The following is a 26466-nucleotide window of genomic DNA, read 5'->3' on the forward strand; positions in this document are numbered from 1 at the left end:
TGCTGTATGTATAAAACATCTGGTTTTTATTGGAATGATAGAGGGTATCCCGATATGTACATTATCAAAATCATTATAACTAATAACATTCATAGAAGTTCGTAAAAGTCTGCAAATGACGTTAGACTCTGGCTTTAACACGAACATATTTCTGATTAGAAACTAAAATAATTAACTATCCATATTAATCATAAATTAATAAACATGAGAAAATTTGTACTTGTAGCAGTTGTAAGTTTGTTCACAATTTGCTGCCAAAATGAACAGAGACAAGTAATGGAGCCCGTTCAAACAGTAGAATCTGCAAAAAGTGAGGGGATGCGGGAATTTGACACTGCCTTAAAATTCATTGCCAAAAGTAAAGGAAAGTTTGTCAATCCTGATAAACAGTTAAACGATGAGGGAATTGGCCTATTACTTCCTGGCGCTAAAGCCATATTGTCTGATGGAGGCATGCAGGAGAACGAAATCCGAGCCAAGGAAAAAAAAGAGATTTTGAATTTAGCGTTTGGTCTATATCATAAAAATCTCGTGAAATATAGAAATGAAATAAAATCCAATAACTAATATTTTGATTATGAAAAATTTGACTTTGACTTTTATGCTGTTTAGCCTTACTACGATTTTTATGAAAGCTCAGACACCACCACCCCCATATTTTATAACAGATGAGATGCATATTTATAACTATAGCAATTATATAATGGGAGGTCATGTAACCGGATCTAGACCAGGTTTCTGTTATCCAACATTAGATGGCCACTTTGATGATAATATTTACCCCTATGGTGATCTTTTGGGTAGAGATATCGTAATGTATAAAAAATATCGTAATTCACATACAACGACAGTTCCTATTACTACTTGGTATGTTAAGGGTAGCGCAACGGCGACACCTTTTGCCGTAGCGTCAACAAATGCAATTCTAGATGGATTTCTCTATGGTACACAAACAATATTTACTGGAATGATTGTTGAGTATTGGGATAATATGGGTATTCACAATAATTTTGCAGTCAATACGGTCAATACTGCAGGACCTGACTGCGAGCAGTATCCCATGATATACTCTGATCCATACATTAATGTTGAGTCCTTTTATATAGGTACAAATTACTATGTAACGATCATTTAATTGACTAGCACCAATATTATGTATAAAAAAACACTATTCATTTTGATTTTTGCATTAGGTATTCGTCCAATGTTTCCTCAAGCTTTTGATTATGAAAGAGCTTGGGGAACCTATTATGGGCCCGCAGGTAATTCGTTTGGTGGATCTATGACTTCTGGTGGGTTTTTATGTGACCCACAAAATAACCTTTACATAAATGGATTAGTAAGCATTAATAACAGCTTGGGCGCTAACTATTACAACCAATATGTCACACCGGGAGGTCAGGGAGTAGATTTAAATGCTAATACCGCTATAATCCAAACAAAGTTTACTAACAGTGGTACTCTTCTTACATCAGAATATACAGGTCATTATTCAGCAAGCAGTATTGAAGGAGAAGATCTGGTACATATTGATATGCAGGGGAATTTTTACTACATCAAGAAAAAAAATGCTACAATAACGGATCCCACCACTCCTAACACATGGTTTCCCACCGATCCTATACTATCTACAGCAAACACTACGATTCATTATCAGCTCATAAAGAAAAACAACAATGGTAATGTTATTTGGAAGACCTTTTTGCCAAGTGAGAATGACACGGCTATTACCTCTGATGAGAATGGAAATATTTACATCTACAGCAACACGCTAATACAGCAAGGAATAGGTAGTGCTGGTAGCTTTATGGAAAACTTCCAGATAAAATATGTCAATGGCGTAATCTCCTCTAATGCTTATGTAGCAAAGTTGGGACTGCAAGGGCAATTGCTATGGGGAACATATTTACCTACAACTACCAACGGATTTGGCTTGGAGTATTATGACCAACAGTTATTTATGATGGCAGGTTCCGATTTAGATGCCAGTATTCCACAACTTTCTACTTCAAATACATGGCAAACTAATCCTGCTGTTTCGTCTTTAACAGCTCTCAATACTCAAACAGGGACGAGGTTGTGGGGCACTTATATTGGCTCGGCTACATTCAGCAGTGGCGCTGATTATCTTAAAGTTAACTCAACAGGTATATATGTATTAGGTATGGAATATACTCCCGGAACAACCTATTTTGCGACGCCGGGGGCACATAAATCTCAGTCAACCGGTGGCTCTGATTATTTTTTAACAAAATTGGATTTTACGGGAAATCGTGTTTGGGGAACCTATTTTGGCAGTGATGGATTTGAGTCCAGCTTTTCTCCCAGTCCAATAGCTTTAACAGATCAGGGGGTTTTTATAGCAGGAAGTGTAGAGGGTACAGGATCTAATATTGCAACTACTGGTTCTTTTATAGATATTCCGCCTTCAAATGGCGCTAATGGTGTGAATTTTTTCTTTGCTCACTTTGATTTCTCTGGTAATTTAAAATGGAGCTCCTATTATGGCGGGAGTCAGGTTCTAACACAGCAATACCGCTCCATAGGCATCATTGCTCCTGATCATTCAGCATTTTATTTGTATGGAGGAACTGGTGCCGCATCAGGAATTGCGACAGCTGGTTCTGCACAGCCACAGTTACCTCCAAATATCGGAGGTTACAGTGCGGGTTTTCTTGCACGTTTCAATTATAAAGGTGAGCTTTCTGCAAGTGAATCAGGTCAATCATCGGATTTGATCCTTTATGATAATCCCAATAATGGAAATTTTAGCTTAAAGGGGAAAACTTTAGCTAAAGAGTTAACTTCAATAAAGATTTCTGATGCGTCAGGCAGAATGGCATTTCAGCAAAAATTACCACAAGAAGAAGTTATAGAATTAAAGCTTGAAAATCAATTAACTGCAGGAATCTATTTTGTGCAGATATACGGAGAGAAAAAGCAATTCATAAAAACATTTAAAATATTAGTAAGAAAATAAATTCATTATAATTAGCCGCAGATATCTCAAATTAGGACTTATAAGCTACTAAACTTTAGTTTAAGAGTTTGGAAATTCAAATATTGTTTTGTGATCATCTTTCAAAACAATATAGGTGCTGAACTTTTTACCGTTTTTAGTTTTCATATTTTTGATCAGTGGGGTTTTTCTGTTCTTGATAAGTGAAGTGATCTGCTCTATATTGAGCTGTACACCGCAAACATTTCTGAACTGCATCCATCCGCATTGATTATCAGGGCATTTTACGATCTTTTCTTTCATAATGAGGTTTTGCTGCTGGCATTTTGGGCATTTTAGTTGAGGAATATTTTCCTGAGGAATGGACAGTGTTAAAAGTTCTTTGGTGATCTCTGTTGTGTAGTTTTTTATATCAGTGATGAATTCATTTGAACCGAGTTCACCTTTTTCGATCCTGTCCAATGCCATCTCCCACTCTGCGGTCATCTGTACATTGGCGATCTTTTTGTCTTTGACGAGATTGTAAACTTTTATTCCTTTTTCGGTTGGTACCAAGGCTTTGTTTTTTCTGATGATATAGTTTCTGCTGAGAAGCGTTTCAATAATGGAGGCTCTGGTGGCGGGTGTTCCGATCCCAATATTGGAGATCGCTTTCTGCACGTCTTTGTCTTCTATTGATCTTCCTGCATGTTCCATTGCTGATAACAGATCAGCTTCACGGTAGAGTTTAGGAGCTTGAGTTGTTTTTTCCTGTAGAGTTGCTTGGGAGATCTTCAGCTCATCCCCTATTTTTAATTCCGGGAGGTCCGTAAGTATTTCTTCAATGTTATGATTATGGTTATGGTTATGATCGTTATTCCTATAATTATCGTCATTTGTATTGCTGTTGTTATCGGAAAGGATTCCTTTGATGGCTCGCCAGCCTTTGATCAGTATTTTTGAACCTCTGATACTGAATGCATAATGGTGTACTTTGATCGTGGTATGACTCACTTGTTTGGAGCAATGTTCTGAAAGAGATTCCAGTAGACGATAGGCGATCATATCGTAAATGGCTTTTTCCGTTGCCGTAAGTGCAGAAGGTGTTTTTGTGGTGATCAGAAGTCCGTGGTGGTCGGTTACTTTAAGATCATTCACGATCCGTTTATTGAAGTTGCCGAATTTGAGTGTTGAGATTGCGGGCTTGAACTGATCGACGGTATTAAGAATTCTGACAAGTTCCGGGATCTCTGTCCAAAGGTCTTGAGGAATATACTTGCTGCCGGTTCTCGGATAGGTAATGAATCTCTTTTCATAAAGTGATTGTGCGTTTCGCAAGACCTCATCGGCTGACAGACCTAACTTCCTGTTGCCCTCCTTTTGAAGTTCTGTTAAATCATAAAGTATAGGAGATTGTTCTTTTACCGTTTTGACAGAGACATCTTCAACAGTAGCCCTGCCCTATCGTTCTATCGATTTTAGGATCTGTTCTGTCTGTTTTTTTTCTTCCCATTGTTCGTTTGACTGGCTGGTGAAGTCCAGGTATTCTTTCCGGTGCTTCAGCTGGATCTGCCAGTATTTCTTTTGGGTGAAATTTTGATGGTCTTCGAATCTTTTACAGATCAAAGCGAGTGTCGGGGTCTGTACCCTGCCTAATGAATACACGTCCTGATGGGCGGCAATGCTCAATGCCTGGGTGGCGTTGATCCCGACCAGCCAATCGGCTTCGCTTCTGGCTTTTGCAGCCTGATACAAGCCATCGAATGCTGAGCCAGGCCGAAGTTTTTTAAATCCTTCCTGTATGGCCTTATCGGTAAGGGAACTTATCCACAGCCTTTTAAATGGTTTGTTGCATTGGAGATAGTTGTAAATATATCTAAAGATCAGCTCTCCTTCCCTTCCGGCATCGGTGGCAACAATAATGCTGCTGCATCGATTGATGACTTTTTGAATGATCTTTAATTGTTTCAGGGCGGAAGGATCTGGCTGATAACCTTTATGGTTTTGCTTCTTTATTTTTCTTGGGATCAACAGGAATGGATCCGGAAAGACAGGCAAAGAGGCTTTGTCAAAACCTCTTTTACCATGATCTTCCGGCATTCCCAATGATACTAAGTGTCCCAATGCCCAGGTCACGCAATACCCGTTACCTTCCAGATAGCCGTCTTTTCTTTCATTGGCATTTAACAATTGTGCAATCTCTCTTGCTACACTGGGTTTTTCTGCGATAATGGCTTTCATATGTTTTAAATTTCGGTTAAATTTTACGTCCTTTGGATCTGGTCGATTTCTTTTGCTGAGCCTCCTGCTGTTTATTGACGGGTTGCTGCTGTTTAGGCTCCATGGGTTCTTTGATGTTCTTGGTGGCTTCATTCGTCTTTCCATCGGTATTGACCGCTGTCTGGGTTTTATGGTCTTCCGAGGGTTGGGATTTTTCCTTTAATTTGTTGGGATTGGTAAAGGAAAAATCTGTTTTAGCAGTTTCCTTGTTGAAGGTAATATAACCTTGATAGGCTTTTCCTTTGCCGTCTACAAGACCATCAACATAGACGGCCTGCCCTGCTTTGAATTTGTCGTACTGTGCATCATCCAGTTCTTTTCCCCGGAAAATTTTCAGGGCTTCCCCATCTTTGTTTTGTCCTTGTTGGTTGGATGAGTTCTGTTGCTGGGCATGTTGCTGGCTCTGATTGTTGCCAAAGATGAACTCAACATACCGTTTGTCTGCATTGAATTGTACGGTGGCATCAAACAGTTCTCCTTTTTTACTGGTCATGCCTTCCAGATAAAGCGGCTTGCCTTCAAATAAAATTTGTTTCTGATGTTCATCCAGCTTGATTCCCTTGATGTCATCAGGGACCTTCATATATTCCGCCCGGTAGGCAACAAGCTCATTGGTCAGCCGATCACGGCTGATGACTGATGGAATAATCTCATCGGTTTTAGGATTGATAAGATCGACTATCCTTCCCATATTCCCGTTTTCCCGAAGGTTCTTTTTATCTTCTTCTGAAAATTCGTGACCGAGAAACTTCAAATTATAGCTCGGCTCTTTTCGGATGCCGTGCAGGTTAATAGCTACTTCGCCGGTGTCTGCTGTCTGGAGGGATAGACGGACATCCATCTTGCTGACAGCGGTTCCCAGATTGATGGTTATGGGAACCAAATTATTGGTTTTAAACCCTCTAAGCATCGAATCCAGGGCATTCATCTTTTCTAGCTTTTCACGATTCAGCCCGAATTTTTCCATCGTCTTCCAGTCGATCTGTTCCGGCTGAAAACGGTATTCCTGATTGTCTGTGTTGTTTTCCATTGTATTCTTATCTTTTAATTGGTTTGTATTTTTGGGTAGAACTTCATATTCCTTCAGTTTCTCCTTTTCTTCAGGCGATGCCTGGTCGACATACTGCTGAAGGTCTTTTGCTGTATGGACTGCATCGTACTCCGAGACCTTGAAGAAATTGAAATGCGACGGGTTTTTAAGCTGACGGTAAAAATTGGAAAAGAAATTGGAGAACAGATCACCGTGCTTATCGACCCTGATCAATGGGTCATTGTCTTTCTTCTCTTCCGGAGGGAACTTTTGCAGATTCCCTTCTTTGTCTACACCTTTGACCATCTCAATTTTATTATTGTCTTTGTTTAAAACCAGCAGCGTGTCCGACACAGGTCTGATCCCATTTGTTTCATTCTCTACGTTCTTTTTCATAACAAGCATTTGTCTGATGAAGATAGAAGGATGACTGGTCAGTATGTAGGTATGGAATTGTTATTCCTTTCTTGGCGGCTGATGTCGTTTCATTAATTGATCAGGAGCTTAGACATTCCCTGATGAGCTGATGTACATCGGACAGTTTGTAATAAAGCTTCCCACTGATGGTATAATAAGGCAGCTTTTTATTGGTGCGGTAGCGCTGCAATGATCTTGAACTGATCTTTAAGAGTTGCAAAACATCTTGATTGTCAAGCAGCACCTCCCCGTCGATCTCTATAAATCTGGATTGATTAGTTGTTACTTGCTCCTTCAGAATGTCAAATCGTTCCATGATCCGCTCCATCCAGGCAATAAATTCTGTTCTTTCGATATTCATAGCAATTGTATTTAATAATTATATCGATGTAAAATTGAACAATGCCGATCACATAAAATCACTACTTTTTCGGAGTACCGAAAAGATTTTTGGGTATAGCAATAAATATTTTTTTTAAAATAAATATTACAGTTAAATAAAATACTGTGGGATTGTCCAAAAAGTTATTCAGGAGTGCTGCTTAAAGATTGCAAATGTGTTAAAATTAAGATTGCAGAATTCAGAGAAAGCTAAAAACCTGCTTTTAGAACAATGAGATGTTAAAATTGTAAGTCTTCCTATTCTTTGGACATACTTTTACAATTATCTTCGCTTCTCGTGATTCACATAAATTCCGATCTGAGCCAGAGATCCTTCGCGAATCAATAAAAACAATAATATCCGGTATTACCATTTCTGATCTCCGCCTGGAACTGAATAAATATAAGTAGCGGATCTACTCTACGGAAAGAAATCCGGATACTTTACCCGGACGTCTTTGATTTGTCCTATGGCAAGGTTAAACTGGCTGGAAAAAAGACTCCATCAAAAAGATATTCAGCATTTACAATATCCTGACAACCGCAAGGCAGCTAAATAAAATTCCATCATTGTTTTAGCAATTATATGATAACATTGTACTACAATTATCTTAATGTCTTTCAATATTACTGTCACTGCTTATAAACATTTCATTCGACTCTTCTGCAATGATTTTGAGGAAACGGTCATAGTGTTTTAGAACATCGCTGATCAATTCATTTTTGGTAAAGTACTGAACATCGTACCCCTCCCGTGAATCGCCAAAATAGGTTTTAGGGAAATAAGTAACATTACTATCCAGATCTGGTAGATTGTCATCATCCACCATGTATTCGGAAACGATTCTTTTTTGAGCCGCCACTCCATAGATGAAATTATTGACTACATCGTGATGGATTTCTAAGTTGATCTTTAGATCGCCCGGTATATTATTGATCTCAACAGCAATTCCGTTTAATGAAAATTCTTCCTTTAATTCTGTGAAAGCAGGCAATACCTCATCCTCCAGGAAAGTTTTCACAGAGTCTTTGGTTTTAAAAGAAACAATTTTTTTAAGCCGTTCCTTCCAGAATTCGCCTGACCACGGTACTGTGGAAACCGAAAGTCCTTTTTCATAGTACCGGTAGTCGATCACAAGGGCCTTCATCAACGAAACAACAAATAAAATCATAATTACTGCAAACGGCAGCGCAGTGATAAGTGTCATCGTCTGCAGGGCCTCAAGCCCGCCTGCATTAAGTAGCATAAGGGCTAATGTAGCCAGAAGTCCCCCCCAGAATACCATTTGGATCTTTGGAGACTTGCTTGAATTTTTAGTTGATATACTATCCATTACCAACATACCGGAATCTGCCGAAGTGATGAAAAAGATAATTATTATTGAAAGAACAATAAAACTTAAAACTTTGGAAAGCGGAAGATATTCTAAAAACCTGAACATCAAAGCATCCGGGTCAGAAACCAATGCGCTTAATGCGCCATTAGCCACGTTGAAATCAAGCCATATCGCACTGTTTCCGAAAACCGACATCCAGATAAAATTAAATAATGTTGGAATGATCAAAACAGCAGCAATGAATTCGCGGATACTCCTTCCTTTTGAAATTTTTGCTATAAAAAGGCCTACAAAAGGTGACCATGAAATCCACCATGCCCAATAAAGAATGGTCCAATTATAAAACCATGGAAGTGTTTTCTCCTCATAAACGTGTGTGTTGAAGGTCAGATCAAAAAAGTTGTTTATATAATTGCCCAGACCATAGGTAAAACTTCCGATCAGATAAACTGTCGGCCCTAAAAACAGGACAAATAAGAGCAGTATAATAACAATAACAACGTTGATATTACTTAAGATCTTAACTCCCTTATTAACTCCTGATGTCGCTGAGAAAACGGCAATAGATACTAAAACAAGGACAATTAATATTTGATAGACAAAACCCGTATCCGGCAAAATTTTCATCGTTTCCAATCCTGAATTAATTTGTACAACCCCAAATCCCAGTGTTGTTGTAATACCGAAAAAAGTACTGCATAGAGCAAAAATATCAATCATATCTCCCCATTTGCCTTTGATTTTGTCGTTTAACAACGGATACAGGCAGCTGCGGAGCGACAAAGGAAGCCGGTAACGGTAAGTGAAATAAGCTAAACATAGGCCTACAAGACCATAAATGGCCCATGCATGAACACCCCAATGAAAGAATGTGTAAAGTTGTGCGTTTTTTGCCCTGCTGATGATATGACTTTCAGAAAAAGCATCTGTAGAATAATGCTGCATAGGTTCTGCAACACTGAAATACATAAGGCCTATTCCCATACCTGCCGCAAAAAGCATGGAAATCCAGGAAAAGAAAGAATGTTCAGGTTTGCTGTCATTGGTGCCCAATCTGATTTTCCCATACTTGCTAAACATTAGAAAGACGAGAAAGACTACAAATATAGTTACGCACCATACGTAGACCCAATTGAGATTCACAAAAATAAAATTCTTTACCACATCTAAAACAGACTTGGTTTCAGCAGGAAACAATACTGAGAAAACACATATTCCCACTATAAAAACTAAGCTGGGTATGGTGACCCCCTTATCAAATGTAAATTTGAGCTTGGATGTTCGCTGGGATGAATTCATTACGGAAAGAAATTATTAGTGTACTTTCAAATATACAGATTTTAAAATAGTTGTAATCGTTTAAGAGCTTTGTGAAGGTGGTTTGCGCCAGGAAGCGCATAATACTCTTGTAATCATTAATATACTAACTAAAGAATGTATTTGGGATTATTATTAAAACTTTTTATATTGCACTATCACTAATTATAAATCAATATTTTTATGGAAAATTTATATCACACTAATCCAACATCAAATGTTAGAGATATTGTACCACTTGCGTTAGAAAAACTCAATTGGAAAATTATAACCTTCACCTTATTTCTACTTTGCAATATTATAAATGCGCAAAACAATTTTAAAATAAAAGGGAAATTAACCGGCTTTAAAGAAAATGCATTAGTTAAAATTGACAGAGAAAACATTGTTTTAGATAGTTGTTATTTGAAAAATGGAAAATTTGAGTTAAATGGGACATTCGAAGAAACTCCAACTATTGTTTTTCTTACTATAAAAAATGGTGAAGACTTTGTTTACTCTTCTTTTTTTCTGGGAAATGAGAGTGTTAATATTGAAGCTAAAATAGAAGATTTTCCGTACGGTGTCAAAGTTACAGGTTCAAAATATGATAAACAAAGATTGGATTTTGCACAATTAGAAAAAGATTTAAATATCCAAAGAAAGAAATTCCTTGATGAAATGTTTGTACTAAGGAAACAGAACAAATGGAATGATAGTGTGCAAAATGCCTTTTGGAGTAAAACTGAACCTTTTGGTAAAATAACAATTGTTGATAATCATTTAAAGAAAATAAGAGACGAGTTTATTGATAAGAATTTCAATTCATATTATGGATTAGCATTGATGCAAATTTATAAGACTGAAATTTCTAAATCAAAACTTCAAAATTATTTAAACAACCTTGGTTCCGAATTAAAGCTTACAACCTATGCAAAATCTATAAATTCGCACTTGATATATCCGGATTTAAAAGTTGGAGAAAAATATTATGACTTTTCTGCTTTAGATAAGAATGGGGAAAAAAAACTGTTCTCAGGATATTTCAGCAACAAATACGTTTTGTTAGATTTTTCTACTTTGTATTGTGGATTTTGCATTCAGGCAATTCCAGAACTTGAAAAAATAAAAAAAGCTAAGAGTGAGAAATTAGAAATTGTGACTTTTTATGTTGATAAAAATCAAAAAGGATTTGATGGCTTATCTCAAAAACACAATCAAGGCTGGAATATTTTATGGGATAGAGACGGTCGCTTAAGTGCAACCTATGCTAAGTATAAAGTTTTCGGAACTCCAACATTTTATTTATTTGAACCAAGTGGAAAATTAGTTAAAATGTTTGACGGATATTCAGAAGATTTATTCGAACAAATAGAAAAGGCCCTTATAAAATAATGCATGCAGATAGTAACAGTTTACTGAAAAAACATTTTCAGTGCTTTGAAGTCGGATTATTCATCAAGCACCACTTTTGATATTAGATAGCACTAAATCTCAAAGATGATACTAAGTAAAATAAGTTTGATTGTCGATTCTCTGAATGTGGCTATTTCAAGTTTCTTTCTCAATATGGAGAATATTTTATCTTTGTCTTTTTGTCAAAAGAGCAAAACATGCTCAATCCAAAGAAAATTTAAGATAAAAATAATCATAAAATATAAATCGGATTGGCGCATGCGTAAATTTAAAAGTTAGTGCCAATTTTAACTAAACGACCATAAAATGATAAATCAACAAAATTTCACCTTTATAAAGACCGACAGAAAATTAATCAAATTAAGTTTTGACGACATTTTATTTGTAAAAGGATTGGGAAATTATGTTGAAATTTTTGTCAAAAACAACAAAAAGTATGTTTATTACAAAACCTTAAAAAATCTTATTGACAAATTGCCTGATGAATTTATGAGGGTTCATAATTCAAATATCGTGAATTTGAAAAATGTGGAATATATAGAAGATAATCATTTAGTTATTGGCGAACATAAAATCACAATAGCAAAAAGTTACAAAGATTGTATATTAAGTAGTATTGACAAATTGCTACTCTAAATAAGAAATCTGGTAGATTACATAAAAACCTAAACGAAGTAAATAACTTTTTTTTGGGGACGGAATTATCTGAGTTGCTTTGTAAAAAATATGATGAAACAATTTTTATTTTACTTAACAACTATAGTATTTATGGCAACAGGCAATTTAAAAGCACAAAACAAATCATTTGAGAATGATGCAAAAACAATTGACGCATTAATAAAAGCAAGCTATGAAGTCGTTTCGGGCGAAAAAGGTGCAAAAAGACAATGGGAAAGAGACAATTATTTGCACCATCAAAAAGCAGTATATTCTTATTTGGACAGAAAAAAGCAAGAACAAGTGACTATGACATTGCAAGAATTCCATAAAGAAACTGATGAAATGGTTTTTAATACAGCTTTTTATGAAAACGAAGTTAATCGAGAAGTTAGAATTTTCGGCAATATTGCACACGTTTGGAGTACTTATGAAACGAAATTAGAAAAAGGCGGAAAAGTTGAAAGAAGAGGTATAAATAGCATTCAATTAGTTTTTGAAAATAATCGTTGGTATATTATTTCTTGGATATTTTGTGGAGAAACTGACATAAATATAATTCCGAAAACATTTGACAGAAATTAAAAAGAATGCCACTAAGTAGGTTTTTGCGATAGTGAGGTGACACTACAAAGCTCAACGGTAATTCTTCTATTAGACTTTTGTGCAAAAGATTTGAGCTCCGATTGCTCCACCATCGCAAAGCCCAAAACGGTACTAATAGATATAACTATCTTAAAAAACGATGGCTAATCAATTTTACCTATCTCAATCATCATCTGAAAGACCTTTTTTTGCCAATTTCTTTTCTGCATTTTTGAGAAACATCTATGGGCGATAGGTTTTAATAAGCAGATATTTAAAACAGTAACAAATAAAAAATTAAACCATTATGATATTATTTATTTAATTTTGATTATCAGATTTATTAAAATAAAAAATATGAAAAAAAATATACTGGCTTTGCTGCTTATTTTTGCTGTTAAATTGTTAATAGCTCAGCAGACCCCTTCTATCGAATGGGCTGTATGCCTAGGTGGAACTGGTACCGAAGGTGCAGCGATTGACTTTAATACTTCGCAGAGATCGTATGGATTGCAGGTCCTGCAAACTCCTGATCTAGGATATATTGTAGTTGGAAATACAAACGCTAATAATGGATATATTTCAGGTGTTCATGGACAAGCAGAAGATGTGTGGGTTGTAAAAACAGATCAACTGGGCAATTTTCAATGGCAGAAAGCGCTTGGTGGAACCGGCGTTGATTCAGGTGCCGCTATAACATTAACTTCGGATGGCGGGTATGTGATCGTAGGATATTCGACAGTGGGGAATGGAGACGTGCCTATAAGCTATGGTTCTAAAGATATTTGGATTGTGAAATTAAATAATAGCGGTAATATCGTATGGTCAAAAAATTTAGGATTTACAGGTGATGAAAAAGGTTACTCGATTCAGCAGACTTCAGATGGAGGTTACGTGATTGCCGGTGCATCAAACTATAATACAGGAACAAGTGTTATAGGTTACAACACAGTTGTTATAAAAACAGATTCGTCAGGAGATACCCAATGGGAAAAAAGTTTTGGTGGTTCAGGTGATGAAGTTGCATACTCAGTTCAGCAAACTACTGATGGAGGTTTCATACTTGCAGGTTCTACACAGTCAAAAAATAACGGTGATGTTACTGGAAATCATTTATATTATAATTCAAGTCAAGGGACTTATTTAGCATCTATCGATGCTTGGATAATAAAATTAAATTCGTCAGGAACGCTACAGTGGCAAAAATGTTTGGGAGGATCAGGTGAAGATGTTGCTTACTCTATTCTTCAGACTTCTGATGGGAATTTTATTGTGTCCGGATCTTCAAATTCTATAGATGGTGATGTAGTAGGTAATCATGGCAACTATGACTTTTGGGTTACCAAAATAGATTCAAATGGTTCAATATTGTGGCAAAAAAGTGCAGGGGGCAGTAAGTCTGATAAAGCACATTTTGTAAAGCAGTCCTCGGATGGAGGATATGTTGTTTGTGGAAGTTCATTCTCTGCGGACGGGGATGTTACAGATCATCATGGAAACGACACTGGCAATGATTATTGGATTGTAAAGCTTAATCAAACTGGAAATTTAGTATGGAGCAAATCTTTAGGCGGCACAAGTGGTGACACCGCATTTTCATTAGCTTTAACACAAGATGGAGGATGTGCAGTAGTTGGCTCTACAAATTCGACCAACGGTGATGTTATCGGACTGCATTATAATTCAAATGCTACAGATTTTTGGCTTGTTAAACTTGGTTCAGTTTTACTTGGTACAGATGATCCCAAAATGGTAGACAATGTAGCATTTTATCCTAATCCTGTTAAAAAGCATCTTTACTTTTCAGAAGTCCTAAAAAACATTATGATCATATCAATGGATGGAAAAGTGATTTATGAGAAAACGAGTGCTGCTGAATTAGATCTTTCTATGATACCACCGGGTGTTTATTTCATTCGCGCCAACACTGCTAATGGTACTATTGTTTCTAAGAAAATTTTAAAGAAATAAAACCTTTACCTTAATCTAAAGCTTGAGAGGATACCTGTTTTGATATTTTTAAGATACAAATCCAGACACCTTATATTTAGCGAGTATAATCTCAAAATACGATATAAAGTGAATACAAGCGAGATGCTTACACCAGTACGAGGAAAACTTTGGCTTTTTTCATTTTGGTTTGAAATAAATTGCTATACCGTGGATATTTATATATTTTTAACATAATTATTTAGATATAATCAATTTGACATTCCAAAAGTTAGAAGACATTTAAAAAAAATTCGATGATAAAAAAACATCTGCCATTTCTTTTTATTCTCACTTTAGTACCCTCATCTCTGTTTTCTCAAGATTATGAGAGATATAAAAAACTAAAAGACACAATAATAAGCTCTACCAATCTTGGATTCGAGAAAAAGATTTCGGTAATCGTTCCGGTAGAATGGCAGAAAGGGATAAAAAACGATTTTCCACTGATCATTGTATTTGATAAACAAAATAAAAGAAGTAATAATTATATCCTTAATACCATTGATTATTTGACCAGCAATGAACAAATACCATCATCTGTAATAATCAGTGTAGAATCAGAACAACGCTATCGTTATATTGAAACGCAGTACAAAATTTCTGATCCAAACGGGCGTGCACTTGAGAACGAAAAATTTATTTTTGAAGAACTAATCCCGCTTGCAGAGCAAGACTTCAAAGCGTCTCCTTTTAGGATTTTAATTGGCCATTCAAGATATGGTTATTTTACCACGTCACTTTTCAATTCAAGAATAAATGACTTGAATGCTGTCATTTCTATGAGTCCGTTTTTTGTTCAGCAAAATATTGACCTAACCCATTCAATGAGCGGACTAAACAGACATTCTTACCAGAATAAAAAGTATTATCGTTTTGGAATCGGAAACGATTATCCTGAAGATTTCAATACAATGGATTCTATTATAAATAGTATTCATAATCCATTTTTAGATATTAAAGGATACCGTTTTAAAGAAGCGGACCATAATTCAACTCCAGGATTACTGATCAATACTGCACTTTATGAAATATTTGAAGATTGGTACTCAACCCAGTCAAAGTATATTTCTAACAAACAAAGAAATCTAAATATTAAAAAAACTCTTGATAAAGAAATAGTATCAAATTACGGAGTCAAACTACATTTTTCTTTGGGCATCTTAAATGGCAAGGGTTGGTACTTTTATAATGAAAAACAATACAACAAAGCAATTGAGGCTTGGAAAATATTGCTACAGTCTTACCCAAATTTTTCAGAAACTTATATAAATATCATAAAAGCTAAGATTAAATTAAAAGAAAGCTATTCTGAAACAATAAAAGAATTCAATAAATCACTGCTCAATTCTGAATTTTATACAGAAAAAGAAAAGAAGCAGTTAGAAATTGAATTATGGGAAATCACAAAATAAAATTCTACACGCATATCCGGCATGTAAAATCTTGCGCCCTAATCATTCATTACTAAATGAAAGTTTGTTGCAAAACATTGATACCTTGAATTGATACTATAAATTGAATTGATAACGAAAAGTTTATTGAACCTTTTATTCAGATTAGGAGAGAGTTCTTGCTCTCCTAATCGAGTAAGGGTTAGAACTTGATTTGTTAATGAATAAGTATCGTACTTAAAGTTTACTATTCAGAACGTTTTGGAAATTCATAATTCTCCATCAAAGACTCTGTTGGATAGATATCCGGTCATTCATCTTTTCCACCGCTTATGTGTCCATAACCAGCCGTAAGGTTCTTCTTTGATATTCTCTGCCAGTAGATCAACATATTTTTTTGTTATTTCACCCTCCTTTACGGACTTAGCATTTGAGCATATAGGCATACAGGTTATTTTATAACAGCCTTTTGACTGTTGTGTAATATGAAGGTAGATGACAGCTGCCTGACTTATACGGGCTAATTTTTCCATGCCCGAAAAAATGTATGTTTCCTGATTTAATAACGTAAATCTGTATTTTTCTTCCTTTATCGTGGGACATTGGTCGGTCAGGAAAAGATAGACTGAAGGAGATGTTTTCTTAGATAAAGTATGACGCACAACTGATCGGTCGGTAATGAGCTTCATGCCAAAACGGGAACGGATCCGAATCATAAGGCTGTTAATTGTTTCCGAGCGGAGTGGCTTATACACGGCATACATTTCATGCTTAATTTTGGAAGGCATATAATTGAGCATCTCCCAGTTTCCACAATGTCCTGCAGAAACAACCACATTTCTTCCGGTGTTTATATAAGAGTCTATCAGTTCCAGATTTTCAAATGTAATTTTCTTATCAAGTATTTCAGCCGGTGCGGAAACAGCTTTTATTATTTCTACAAAATAGGCTGTAAAACAAGTATAGAATTTCTTTGAAACAGCCTGAATTTTGCCATATCGCTTTTCAGGAAAGGAACGTGCAATATTTTGAATCACAACTTCTTTTCTGTATCCAATAAGGTAATACGTAATGAAAAAAATAAAAGAACTCATTGCGTACAAAAATTTTATGGGGAGCAGACTTACAGCATAAATAATAACATAAAGGCTCCTGTATGAAAAAAATTGTAAGGCTTGCTTTATTTTCATCGGCTAAAATTTCATTTTTAACCCAACTGACAGATAAGGCGAAACACTAAAATAATAATCATTGTCAGATGCAAATACTCCCTTCAGTGTTCTATCGCTGTAAGAAGCTGGTCGATAGAGGTTCAGTCCTGCCATTCCTGTCATAGAAAATCCGGTTTCTCCAAACTTCAGCTCAGGGCGAAAGCCTGTAACGATATATTGATGAGAGAATATCATATTTTTACCCTCTTTTTCCAGTAAAACAACTTGTCCGTTCATTTCAAGAGCATAAGAAAGTTTAAATTTCTCATTAAAATCATATCCTGCTGATATTTCAAGCCCTTCAACAAGCTCGACATTGACGTCAAATTTTCCGTCAAATTTCCATTTCACATAAACGGCCGGAAACACCATCGGATAACCCAACGAACTGTTAATGGCGACGCCTCCCCCAATTTGAAGATTAGGGTTTATATGTCGGATAAAAACAACTCCTCCGCTTCCAAGTACATTTTTAAAACTGATTTTGAAAAAATCGGTGGATGGCATAAATACTCCCATTCCTATACTTGCCCTCATAGACCACTGATCATTCAGTGGACGCAAATGGTAGATCCCTAACTGCAGGTTCATGATCTCAGAAACCATATTTTCTTTGAAATCTTTATTGTGTAGAGAAACATACGACCCACCAAAACCAACACCCCAGGCGGTAGGCCGGTTATTTTCATTCAACTTCATAGATATGGGCATATTAACTGATCCCTGATAAATCATAGCGGAACCTTTAGCGTCGCCTATCTTTTCTTTTGGTTTCTCACCTGGCGGAAGATAATAGTAGCCGGAATTTCCTATGTATTCTGCTTTAAGCGACACTTCCTGTGCTTTCATTTCCACACACAGTAATATTGCTGTGGATGCTAAAAATAATGAAATTGGTTTCATGTGATTGTCTATTTTTATTGGTAATATTTTGAGCAAAATAACAGTCAATGTTCCGGCGCGGAAAGCAGCAATTGATAGGCTTGAGAATATGTACCATGAAATATAGAATGAGGAGAATGAAATTAAGTTGGAATCTGAATGTTATTATCAATGTGGCATGATCAATAATAAAAACTGAAATGGTTAATAGGATTATTTTTTCCTATTTCTCTGAATACTTTTACTATTTTACCTATAGAATTTATTCCACTCTTTTAGTTCCCCATTGCCAAAAACAGGTTTATATTTTTGATAATCCGGGCTTCAATATCCTACGATTTCAATTTCTATTTACAAGATGTAAGGATTAATTTCCTTAAAAAGAATGATTTATCTTTTCGGATCACAATTAGTGACATTATTCAATTACACCATCCATCCATTTCAGAAAATCGGGCACACGCACACGGCTTACCAGAACTTCATGCGGACATTCTGGTAAAAAGGAAAGTTTTAGACGGCTGTTGAAATATTTAGCAATATTTTCAATAGCTTTTACATTACCAATACAATTTCGGGATACACGGAAAAATAAGCGTTTCTCCAGCTGTTGCTCTAACTGGTCTAGCGTATAATTAATAATATAACGCTTATTCTGAAAAGTATGCAGAAAAACAACCCCTCCCTCACTGTAGAAATGGGCTATATCAACAGTTTCTATATAATGATAATTTTCTCCTTTTGATATCAGAAATCTATTTTTGGTTTTAAGAGAAAATATGTGTTCAAAACTTTTAGACTCAGCTTTATAAAAAGGAATTTGGAAAATACTTTCAAATTTGTTTAATGATATCCCTAGTTCATTTTCGTCAAAAGGTTTTAGCAGATAGTCGATACTATTGAGCTTAAATGCTTTGATGGCATGTTCATCATAAGCAGTGGTAAATATAACAGGTGTAGAAACCTTAACATGATTAAATATCTCAAAGCAGTTTCCATCAGCAAGTCGTATGTCCATAAGAATAAGGTCCGGTTTAGAGGTCTTCAAAAACTCAATGGTGTCGACAACTGTTTTGGTATGTTTGTCCAAAATGTAGCCAGGGCGTAATCTTGTCATCATACGTTTTAGTTCTTCGTATGCAAACCGCTCATCTTCTACGATCAGATACTTCATTGGATATATGGGATTTTCACAATAAACATTTGATTTGTATGTTCAACAATAATATCCTTACTGTACAACTTGTATTGCTCTGTAAGGTATTTCAGTCCGATTCCACCTTTTTCTATACTACTTGCCGGCTGTATATTATTTTCTACCGCAATATGTTCCCTATTAATCGTGATCTGTATATTTAACGGCATTTCTTCTGTTGCCATATTATGCTTGAATACATTTTCTATCAATAACTGTAATGTAAGAGGAATAATGCTGTTCTTCTCATATTCAGGCTTTTTGTTTACCGTAAAAGTAAAAGAGTTTTCAAATCTCATCTTCATCAGAAAAATATAGGAATCCAGAGCATTCAGTTCTTCCTCAACAGAAATTAGAGGATATTGATTTAAAGAAAGTACATATCTGTAGGTTTTGGAGAGTGCCTTTGTAAACTTATTAGCATTGTCCACATTTATATATATCAACGAAGACAGCACATTCAATGAATTAAATAAAAAATGTGGATTTATTTGTGCTCTCAACGTTTCATGTTGAAATAAAAGGGCCTTGCGCTTGGCTTTTTCAGAATCAGCTATTGCTTTTTGTTCGGACTGGAAGTAATAAATCAGCTCAAACACCAATAAGATAGGTACATTTGCTGCCATTCCAAATGCAAATTTTACCGAGAAAGGAGGCAGCCCGTCTTTAGGGATTAAAAGCACATTGTAAATCAAGAAGTTAAATATCCCTAATAATACCAAACATATTACAGTTAAACCTGTTAACCCTGCCAATATACGAAGTAGTGTGTTTTTTGAATAGGGTAAATATTTATTTAATAGTAATAACAGCCCGTAATCGGCTAAACACATCGTAAAAATCACAATATAGTGGGCAAATAATTGAATATGAAAATTTTTCCATAGATCTTCTTTCATTATAATAATGCTAAAAAGCATTTGACACAGAGCATAAATCAATGTGGAAAAGAAAAAAATAAGCAGATTTTTTGTATCTGATTTTTGCATCCGGACCATCTTCCAAAAATAAAATTTTTCTTGCGATATCGATTATAAATCCCTTGGCTTTCTGATGAACTTCATTTTTTGAAGGATGAATTGAATAAAAAGATTTTTGATAGGTATTATAATGTCACTCTTTTCCTATTCAAATGAAATTGCGTATTGTGAATGAGCCAGTGGAAATGAGTTTTAAAAGAGTAACAGGCACCATTACAAAATTATTATCTTACATTGACAATTTTATAGTATTCAGCTGAATTAGAAGACAAAAAAAGTTGATGATCTTGCAACTTAGATTAAAAAATCAAAGGCCGTTTTCGATTTTTCATTCATTCCAGATACTGTTAAATTCTTCCTCTGTTATACAATCTGATTCTTGCAAATCAAGCTCATCAGCCGATTGATCATAAAGCATAGACCCACCTTCTTGTAGATTTTCAGATGTTAAAAAGATCTTTCCATCTGTTGTGATTTCAAGTTGTCTAACTGCTATATCATCTTTAAAATGAATATAAAACAGTACATCTTCTTCCTCCCAGTATTTTTTAATAAATAATTCCTTCATATGATTTGATTTAAACTGAAACCCAATTAGTATAAAGAGAATGTTCAATCTAATTTTTTTCATTAACCAAACGAGGTGAGATTAATTCTTTCCTTCATAGGTACTGTTGATTTAGTAATCCTATGCTCCCACACCATTAAACTGATATCCAAATTGCTGTTCTATTCTTTTTTTTAAGAAAGCAGTTCTGGAGTCCATGCATTTACATCAGATTGGTGATCTTCTGACCCATAAGATTTTACATCACCATACCATGCTGTTAAACGTGGCGTGAGCATCACACCTTATCATACATCTTTTGGGTATGCTGTTTCGAGGGAGCGTTGTGTAATTCTTCCCTGCTTAGAAAATACTCCTCGTATTCCAAAAGGTCTTTTGGAAATTCATAAAATTCTACCGCGTCAAATAAATTCAGTTGGCTCACTTTTTTCAATTTAAATCTTTATATTTACAGTACCTCATTTATGAGGAATTTTTTTTTCATCATTTGTGTTTTTAACTTCCCTTAGGGGAAGTTTTTTTATGATGATCCAGTATAAGAATACTGTTTTCCAGATTACTGATACTTCTCTGGCTTCATCAACCAAATTTTTTAAATTGGCATGATCCGGCAGATAATGTGGTTTAATCCCGGGGGAGAATCCCCCTCACATACCGCCATATCTGAACAACATCTTGTAAAGGAATATCGTAAGAGTTATACCATGATAAAGTCGTGATGAGTGATCTAATGACCAAATACTGGAAGTTGTGCGGAAGACGGATCTGCAAATGAATAGGGATTGTACAGATAATAGTATCCAGCAGAATTTCGGTTACGATCGTACAATTGAAGAATTAGAACCTTTTAAATAGGTTCAATTAAAAAAGATCCCTGCAAAATTAGCAGGGATCTTTGTCGTTACTGTCTTACTTTTTGGATTCTTCCACTGAAACTTTTCTGAAGTCTTTGAACAATTTGCTCAGTTCCAAAGCCGATTTTCTGGCTCTTGTACCGGCAGCTTTGTTTCCTTTTTCAGATTGTTGACTGGCTTCGTTTGAGAATGCCTCAAACTCAGCATTGATCTTTTCAATAAGTTCTTTCATAGTATGATAAGTTAAATTAGAAGACAAATATAATGGTTTATAACAATTACTGCTTTATTCACTATACAAATTTAGCTAAGATGAATCCGAGGATCAATGCCAGAATAAACGCCGTAATGATCTTTACATAATCGTTTTTACTGCTCTTAACTTCCCGGCTCAATCTTATATTATCCTGCGTTAAGGTTTCCAGATAAGCTTTTAGGGAAGCTGTCTTTTCATTGATGGCAGACTGCATATTTTTTTCATGCAAGACAGCGATTTCTTTTTTGTAGCTCTCCATTTCTTCCTGACGCTGTTTCTGTTGTTCCTGGAAATTTCCAGCTGTCTCGTAGAGGTTAACTGAAGCTTCTGAAAGTCCTCATTTCTGACCTTCAACTGCTCAGCAAAAGTTTTATTATGCGTTTCGATCTGGTCTTTGTACGTTTTCTGCGCTTCGGTAAATTCCTCATTTTTCTTCTTTAACTGTTTCTCAAGGGTTTCCACCTGCTCGGAAAACTGCTTCGTGACATCTTTTTTTACCTCATCGATCAACAGAGCCCTTGAATTGGATCTTTCGTGCAACAGCTTTTCGGCAATGGCATGCAGTCCTGCTCCATAATCATGAGGCAGGTGAAAACGTTTGTCTGCCAGCTTGTCCAGTAAGGTTTCATCGATCGTGTGGCCGATGGCCGTAACAGTCACCTGCTTGATCACAATGTATACTTCGGATAAGCTCAGGTCATTGAATGTTTCCATACTCTGCCGGTCACCGCCACCTCTTACTAAAGCAATAATATCGTAATCCAATGCTGCAACTTTTTTAAGTTTGGAGATGATTGCCGTTGAAGAGGTAATATTGCAAGTGTGATCTGTAATATCAAAATATTTTCGGGAAACATCCAATCCTTCTGAAAAATCCTTTTGAACAATCGCATTATTGCCATAAATATTGGCAATCCTGATCTTTTCATCTTTTAGCATCTTATCTCTGATCAAGGTTTCAAGATCTTTTGATCCTGTCTCCAATTTTTTCTGGATCAGCCCGTACCGTTCGAGCTCCTCTTCAGATACTGACTTCTCTTCCTGCTGAATGATCTCATCCACCACAAAGCGGAGTTCAATAGACGAGTTTTTAATATTCTTTTCGATGAACCCTCTAAGGGTATAGATTTCATTGTTGCTGATCTTACTTCTAAGCAGGGATGAGATACGGATTCCGATGGATATGTGGTCACCTTCGGAGAAAAGATGGTCGTAATAATAATTACCGTAGGACTTACCGCCACCGAAAGCATATCTTCCTTTAAGATAGATAAGATTTATTGTTGCATTAAGCTTCAGGGCATTGCTAAAGATCCCTATAAGAGACACCGGTGAATAGACCGGGTAGCCCAATTCATTTCCGTCCATTTAATATGTGTTGTTTTTCAAGTCAAAATATAACACAAAGATATTGTTTATTGAGATGGGATAATTCTGTCTTCTAACATCAAACAAACTTCCTCATTCTTAACGTTGGCAGTTGATGTCAAATCAAGAACAGTATATTTGGCCTTACCATACTCATTATTAGAATCAAAAGGCGTACGTATTGGATTTATATTAAAGGTGTTACTTGCTGAATACATATTTGATATTGGCAAAATTATTTGAAAAGTAAATTTCCATATGCTAGTAAGAATTGCATATATGGACATTATCAGTATGGTTGTTATTTCGCTTAAATATTGTATCGTTTATTCTTCTTAAAATGAAACCTTTTCTTTTATTTCCGAATAGAAGGTATTCAGCCCCTTATCTCCAAAAGTAGGTCCATCTGTATTTTCTAAATTGATAGGTAGTGTGAAGTCATTTTTGTGTTTTTAATTGTTGTTTAGTTTATTGTTACGTTAGTATTGTTTTTTTTGAAAAGTTCAGCTTACTGTATGGTGGAATTGGTTATACTTGATATGAGCCTATCTTCCCATGTTTTTAAAATGTAAGAGGAGCACTTCAGGCACCATATTGCCAATCCAATGCGGTGTGTTATCTATTTTACGTTATATATTTTCCAAAGTAATTATTTAGAGCTTCTTCGTTGTATTTATCTTCCCCGCGCCAAGATTCAACAAATGTCCAATCGTGTTTTCCCCTACTTGGTCTGTCATAAGACGATGGTTTAAGAATGTCAATGCAAGCTAAAATTTCAATTAATATTTTTCGCTCGTCTTTTGTTGACTTCAAAGCGTTAGATAAGTTTTTCTCCAATGCACTTGGATAATCATTGGGTTGAGAATTTTTGATAATTGATAAAATATTTTTTAAAATCTCAATATCTTCCGTCGAAGGTTCCGGGATTTCTGCTATTTGAAGTTGTTGAAGGTCTAATAAAGTGTAAATAAGTTGTCCGTGTCTAATTCCGCCCCATTTTATTCTTTCAAAATTCAACACATTTAAGTCTTCATTTAGATAATCTTTGTCGCCTATAATGCCATATTTTAAATCTCTGCAAATTATACAAGTCTTACTTTCGTGTATTACTTCTCCATTTTCTCCAAAACTTTGTCCACTTAATACTTCTGCATATTGATGAGGAACCAATTGTTTCGCTATAAAATAGGAAGCCAAACTTGAACGCCAATCTAAACGTCTATTAGAAAGACTGCTTAAAAATGCTATTGCAACTTTGTCGATTGAAATTGTTGGAAGTATCTCAAAAATTTTCTCCAAACATTGGTCGTGAGAAATTGTCAAAGGTTCAAACATTAATCCTTTTAATTTTGCATACTCAAAGTCAGCAACATTTATTTGCCTTTGGTTATGATCAATCCAACCGTTTTTCCAGTACGTTTTGAACAATATGTTTTTGGCTTTTTTGTCCATAGATTTTCTTAAATTTTGTTTGTCTGTGTGATGTTTTAAAATAATGGGTTTGTAGAATCGATTTAGAGATCTAGTAAAATGGAGGAGAATCTAGTATTTTTTTGCCTCAATTGAATGAAGCTCTAAACTCCAATGGCGAAAGATTAGTCTTGGTCTTGAATAGCTTGCTAAAGGACTGCGAATGTTCAAATCCTAATTCATAAGCGATCTCGCTGACGGTCAATTGGGTGGTAGAAAGTTTTTCTTTTGCTTTTTCGACTAACTTTTTGTGTATGTATTGTTGCCCGTTTTGCCCGATAAGTGAACGTAACACATCACTTAAATAACCAGGCGAGATATGTAATTGTTCCGAAATGAATTGCACTGTGGGTATACCTTGGGTCAGAGGCTTCTCAGTGTTGAAATAATCATCCAAAATAGTTTCTATTTTTAGAAGAATATCATTGTTTACCGCTTTACGCGTAACGAACTGTCTTTTATAAAACCGATTGACATAACTCAGCAATAGTTCTATCTGGGCAATCATGACTTCCTGGCTAAATTCATCAATACGGTTGTTGAGCTCCTCTTCCATAATGTGTAAAACAGAAAGTATATTCTCTTTTTCATGGTCGGATAAATGTAGAGCTTCATTGACTGAATAGGAAAAGTAACCATACTGCTTGATCTTTTTTGCCAAAGGGTACCCCCAAAAAAAATCGGGGTGAATGAGCAATATATAGGCATGGGTATTCCCATCATATTCCGTTGTTCCTACCAGTTGGTTGGGAGCTAAAAACAACATACTCCCTTCATTGAAATCATAATAATCCTGTCCATACCTTAATTGTCCGCTGTTTTTTGTAATGAGAGTGATTTTATAGAAACTCAGCACATCATATATCGGAGCCATATCTGTATTAAAAGGATTACTTTCGTTAAAGTGCATCAAACTGATTAAGGGGTGTTGCGGTTTAGACAAGCCAAAAGCCTTATGGCTTTCCGATATTGAAATAATCCGTACCAGCTTATCTTTCTTGTTTTTCATTTTATAAATTTATAAAAAAAACCTATGGTAAGAGTAGGACCATAGGTTTTTGAAACTGTTAAAAAATTACCAGGGAATATTGTTATCTCCTTCGGAAGAATTGGCAGGACCTGTAAAACTTCCTGTTGGTAAATCTTCTGCCAAGGATACCCTTATCGGTTCAACTGAGCCTTCTTCCACCGTATCGGTTCCCTGGAAATTGTTAAGTGCCGTAGCAGTAAAACCCGGACTAACCAGATGAACCTTGATGGTAGACTTCTCCAACTCAATAGCCAAAGACAGGAAAACCCCGTTAAGAGCTGTTTTCGAAGCACCATACACCGTATCAAAAGCTGAACGGTAAGGATTGGCAGGATTTGAATTTAATCCAAGAGAACCCAAGGCGCTTGAAACAGTAACGATACGAGCTGCTGGCGCCTTTCGCAACAGTGATAAAAATGACTGTGTCACGGCGAGAGTCCCAAATACATTGGTTTCCCAAACGGTTTTCATTTCGCTGATCGGTACAATGCTGGCGCGTTGAGCCCCCAGTACTTCTTCCATTGTCCGTCCCCCTGTCCCGGCGTGCGATATGGCTGCATTATTAACCAACAAGGTAAGATATCCAAATTCACTTTCTATTTTCGTTACTGCTGCGTTGATCGAATCGGTATCTGTAATATCCAGTTGAATGGCTTTTGTCTGCATACCGATTTCAGCAGCGGCAGCTTCTCCCTTTTGTAGGTTACGCGAACCTAAATACACTGTGTAGTGATGATCTGCAAGCGCTTTTGCAATTTGAAAACCTATACCTGTATTGGCTCCGGTCACAAGTGCTACTTTTTTTTCGTTTGTCTGCATAATTTTGTTTTTTTAATTTCATACAACAAAATTCCACATTACCCGTACAATTCCTGTAGCCAAATCAGGAACATTTGTAGCCGAATTAAGGAAAGTGACCATCATATTAAGTT

At 35.8% G+C, this 26466-nt stretch carries 23 protein-coding genes and 1 pseudogene; 8 read left to right on the forward strand and 16 right to left on the reverse strand.

The genetic code is table 11. From position 1 onward, the window contains the following. Window positions 1–204: 204 nt before the first annotated feature. From AC6CHK_RS08790 to AC6CHK_RS08800, 3 genes are read left to right on the forward strand one after another with little or no spacing between them, the layout of a single operon-like run. Complete coding sequence (locus AC6CHK_RS08790) at window positions 205–567, forward strand: hypothetical protein (protein WP_498095280.1); 363 nt, start codon at window positions 205–207, stop codon at window positions 565–567. Between the two features lie 10 nt (window positions 568–577). After that, window positions 578–1135, forward strand: coding sequence for a hypothetical protein (locus AC6CHK_RS08795; RefSeq protein WP_498095281.1), 558 nt, complete (start codon window positions 578–580; stop codon window positions 1133–1135). An 18-nt stretch (window positions 1136–1153) separates the two neighbouring features. Next, window positions 1154–2980, forward strand: coding sequence for a T9SS type A sorting domain-containing protein (locus AC6CHK_RS08800; RefSeq protein ID WP_498095282.1), 1827 nt, complete (start codon window positions 1154–1156; stop codon window positions 2978–2980). A gap of 60 nt (window positions 2981–3040) precedes the next feature. On the opposite strand, the pseudogene AC6CHK_RS08805 reads toward AC6CHK_RS08800, so the two are convergent. From AC6CHK_RS08805 to AC6CHK_RS08820, 4 genes and pseudogenes are all read right to left on the reverse strand, one after another. After that, window positions 3041–5179 (reverse strand): annotated as a pseudogene (locus AC6CHK_RS08805) (type IA DNA topoisomerase). 16 nt (window positions 5180–5195) lie between these two features. After that, a complete protein-coding gene (locus AC6CHK_RS08810; protein WP_498095283.1) occupies window positions 5196–6644 on the reverse strand; it encodes a DUF3945 domain-containing protein in 1449 nt (482 codons plus the stop codon). Window positions 6645–6744: 100 nt separating this feature from the next. Then, complete coding sequence (locus AC6CHK_RS08815; RefSeq protein WP_498095284.1) at window positions 6745–7026, reverse strand: helix-turn-helix domain-containing protein; 282 nt, start codon at window positions 7024–7026, stop codon at window positions 6745–6747. A gap of 631 nt (window positions 7027–7657) precedes the next feature. Then, window positions 7658–9682 carry a BCCT family transporter gene (locus AC6CHK_RS08820; protein ID WP_498095285.1) on the reverse strand — a complete coding sequence of 675 codons (2025 nt, stop codon included), beginning with the start codon at window positions 9680–9682 and terminating at the stop codon, window positions 7658–7660. 201 nt (window positions 9683–9883) lie between these two features. On the opposite strand from AC6CHK_RS08820, the gene AC6CHK_RS08825 reads away from it, so the two are divergent. The 5 genes from AC6CHK_RS08825 to AC6CHK_RS08845 all read left to right on the forward strand — a co-directional run bounded on the left by AC6CHK_RS08825 (window position 9884) and on the right by AC6CHK_RS08845 (window position 15741). Next, window positions 9884–11074 carry a DUF4369 domain-containing protein gene (locus AC6CHK_RS08825; protein WP_498095286.1) on the forward strand — a complete coding sequence of 397 codons (1191 nt, stop codon included), beginning with the start codon at window positions 9884–9886 and terminating at the stop codon, window positions 11072–11074. Window positions 11075–11401: 327 nt separating this feature from the next. After that, a complete protein-coding gene (locus AC6CHK_RS08830; RefSeq protein ID WP_498095287.1) occupies window positions 11402–11731 on the forward strand; it encodes a LytR/AlgR family response regulator transcription factor in 330 nt (109 codons plus the stop codon). 90 nt (window positions 11732–11821) lie between these two features. Then, complete coding sequence (locus tag AC6CHK_RS08835; protein ID WP_498095288.1) at window positions 11822–12337, forward strand: hypothetical protein; 516 nt, start codon at window positions 11822–11824, stop codon at window positions 12335–12337. Between the two features lie 510 nt (window positions 12338–12847). Beyond that, window positions 12848–14308 carry a T9SS type A sorting domain-containing protein gene (locus AC6CHK_RS08840; RefSeq protein WP_498095289.1) on the forward strand — a complete coding sequence of 487 codons (1461 nt, stop codon included), beginning with the start codon at window positions 12848–12850 and terminating at the stop codon, window positions 14306–14308. A 275-nt stretch (window positions 14309–14583) separates the two neighbouring features. After that, window positions 14584–15741 (forward strand): hypothetical protein, encoded by a 1158-nt coding sequence (locus AC6CHK_RS08845; RefSeq protein ID WP_498095290.1) that lies wholly within the window; start codon window positions 14584–14586, stop codon window positions 15739–15741. Between the two features lie 293 nt (window positions 15742–16034). Here AC6CHK_RS08845 and AC6CHK_RS08850 read toward each other — a convergent pair whose 3' ends face one another. The 12 genes from AC6CHK_RS08850 to AC6CHK_RS08905 all read right to left on the reverse strand — a co-directional run bounded on the left by AC6CHK_RS08850 (window position 16035) and on the right by AC6CHK_RS08905 (window position 26353). Next, a complete protein-coding gene (locus tag AC6CHK_RS08850) occupies window positions 16035–16910 on the reverse strand; it encodes a lysophospholipid acyltransferase family protein (RefSeq protein WP_498095291.1) in 876 nt (291 codons plus the stop codon). Window positions 16911–16913: 3 nt separating this feature from the next. Beyond that, window positions 16914–17834 (reverse strand): DUF6268 family outer membrane beta-barrel protein, encoded by a 921-nt coding sequence (locus AC6CHK_RS08855; RefSeq protein WP_498095292.1) that lies wholly within the window; start codon window positions 17832–17834, stop codon window positions 16914–16916. 397 nt (window positions 17835–18231) lie between these two features. Beyond that, window positions 18232–18987: a LytR/AlgR family response regulator transcription factor gene (locus AC6CHK_RS08860; RefSeq protein WP_498095293.1), complete on the reverse strand. Its 756-nt coding sequence runs from the start codon at window positions 18985–18987 to the stop codon at window positions 18232–18234. Then, window positions 18984–19907, reverse strand: a complete 924-nt coding sequence (locus AC6CHK_RS08865; RefSeq protein WP_498095294.1) for a sensor histidine kinase — start codon at window positions 19905–19907, stop codon at window positions 18984–18986. The genes AC6CHK_RS08860 and AC6CHK_RS08865 overlap by 4 nt, the downstream gene beginning before the upstream one ends. 409 nt (window positions 19908–20316) lie before the next feature. Next, window positions 20317–20556: a hypothetical protein gene (locus tag AC6CHK_RS08870; protein WP_498095295.1), complete on the reverse strand. Its 240-nt coding sequence runs from the start codon at window positions 20554–20556 to the stop codon at window positions 20317–20319. Between the two features lie 277 nt (window positions 20557–20833). Continuing rightward, window positions 20834–20980, reverse strand: a complete 147-nt coding sequence (locus AC6CHK_RS08875; protein ID WP_498095296.1) for a hypothetical protein — start codon at window positions 20978–20980, stop codon at window positions 20834–20836. A gap of 485 nt (window positions 20981–21465) precedes the next feature. Then, complete coding sequence (locus tag AC6CHK_RS08880; RefSeq protein ID WP_123856289.1) at window positions 21466–21642, reverse strand: BF3379 family histone-like protein; 177 nt, start codon at window positions 21640–21642, stop codon at window positions 21466–21468. Window positions 21643–21703: 61 nt separating this feature from the next. Further along, the gene (locus tag AC6CHK_RS08885; RefSeq protein WP_498095297.1) at window positions 21704–21880 is read right to left on the reverse strand and encodes a hypothetical protein; all 177 of its coding nucleotides are present in this window, start codon (window positions 21878–21880) and stop codon (window positions 21704–21706) included. Then, window positions 21844–23034, reverse strand: coding sequence for an exodeoxyribonuclease VII large subunit (locus tag AC6CHK_RS08890; RefSeq protein WP_498095298.1), 1191 nt, complete (start codon window positions 23032–23034; stop codon window positions 21844–21846). Before AC6CHK_RS08890 ends, AC6CHK_RS08885 begins: the two co-directional genes overlap by 37 nt. Before the next feature lie 624 nt (window positions 23035–23658). Beyond that, window positions 23659–24486 carry a hypothetical protein gene (locus AC6CHK_RS08895; RefSeq protein ID WP_498095299.1) on the reverse strand — a complete coding sequence of 276 codons (828 nt, stop codon included), beginning with the start codon at window positions 24484–24486 and terminating at the stop codon, window positions 23659–23661. Window positions 24487–24592: 106 nt separating this feature from the next. Further along, window positions 24593–25513, reverse strand: a complete 921-nt coding sequence (locus AC6CHK_RS08900) for a helix-turn-helix domain-containing protein (protein ID WP_498095300.1) — start codon at window positions 25511–25513, stop codon at window positions 24593–24595. Window positions 25514–25579: 66 nt separating this feature from the next. Next, on the reverse strand, window positions 25580–26353 hold the full coding sequence (locus AC6CHK_RS08905; RefSeq protein ID WP_498095301.1) for an SDR family NAD(P)-dependent oxidoreductase: 774 nt from the start codon (window positions 26351–26353) through the stop codon (window positions 25580–25582). Between the last annotated feature and the right edge of the window lie 113 nt (window positions 26354–26466).

This window comes from Chryseobacterium sp. GQ58 (assembly GCF_059758895.1).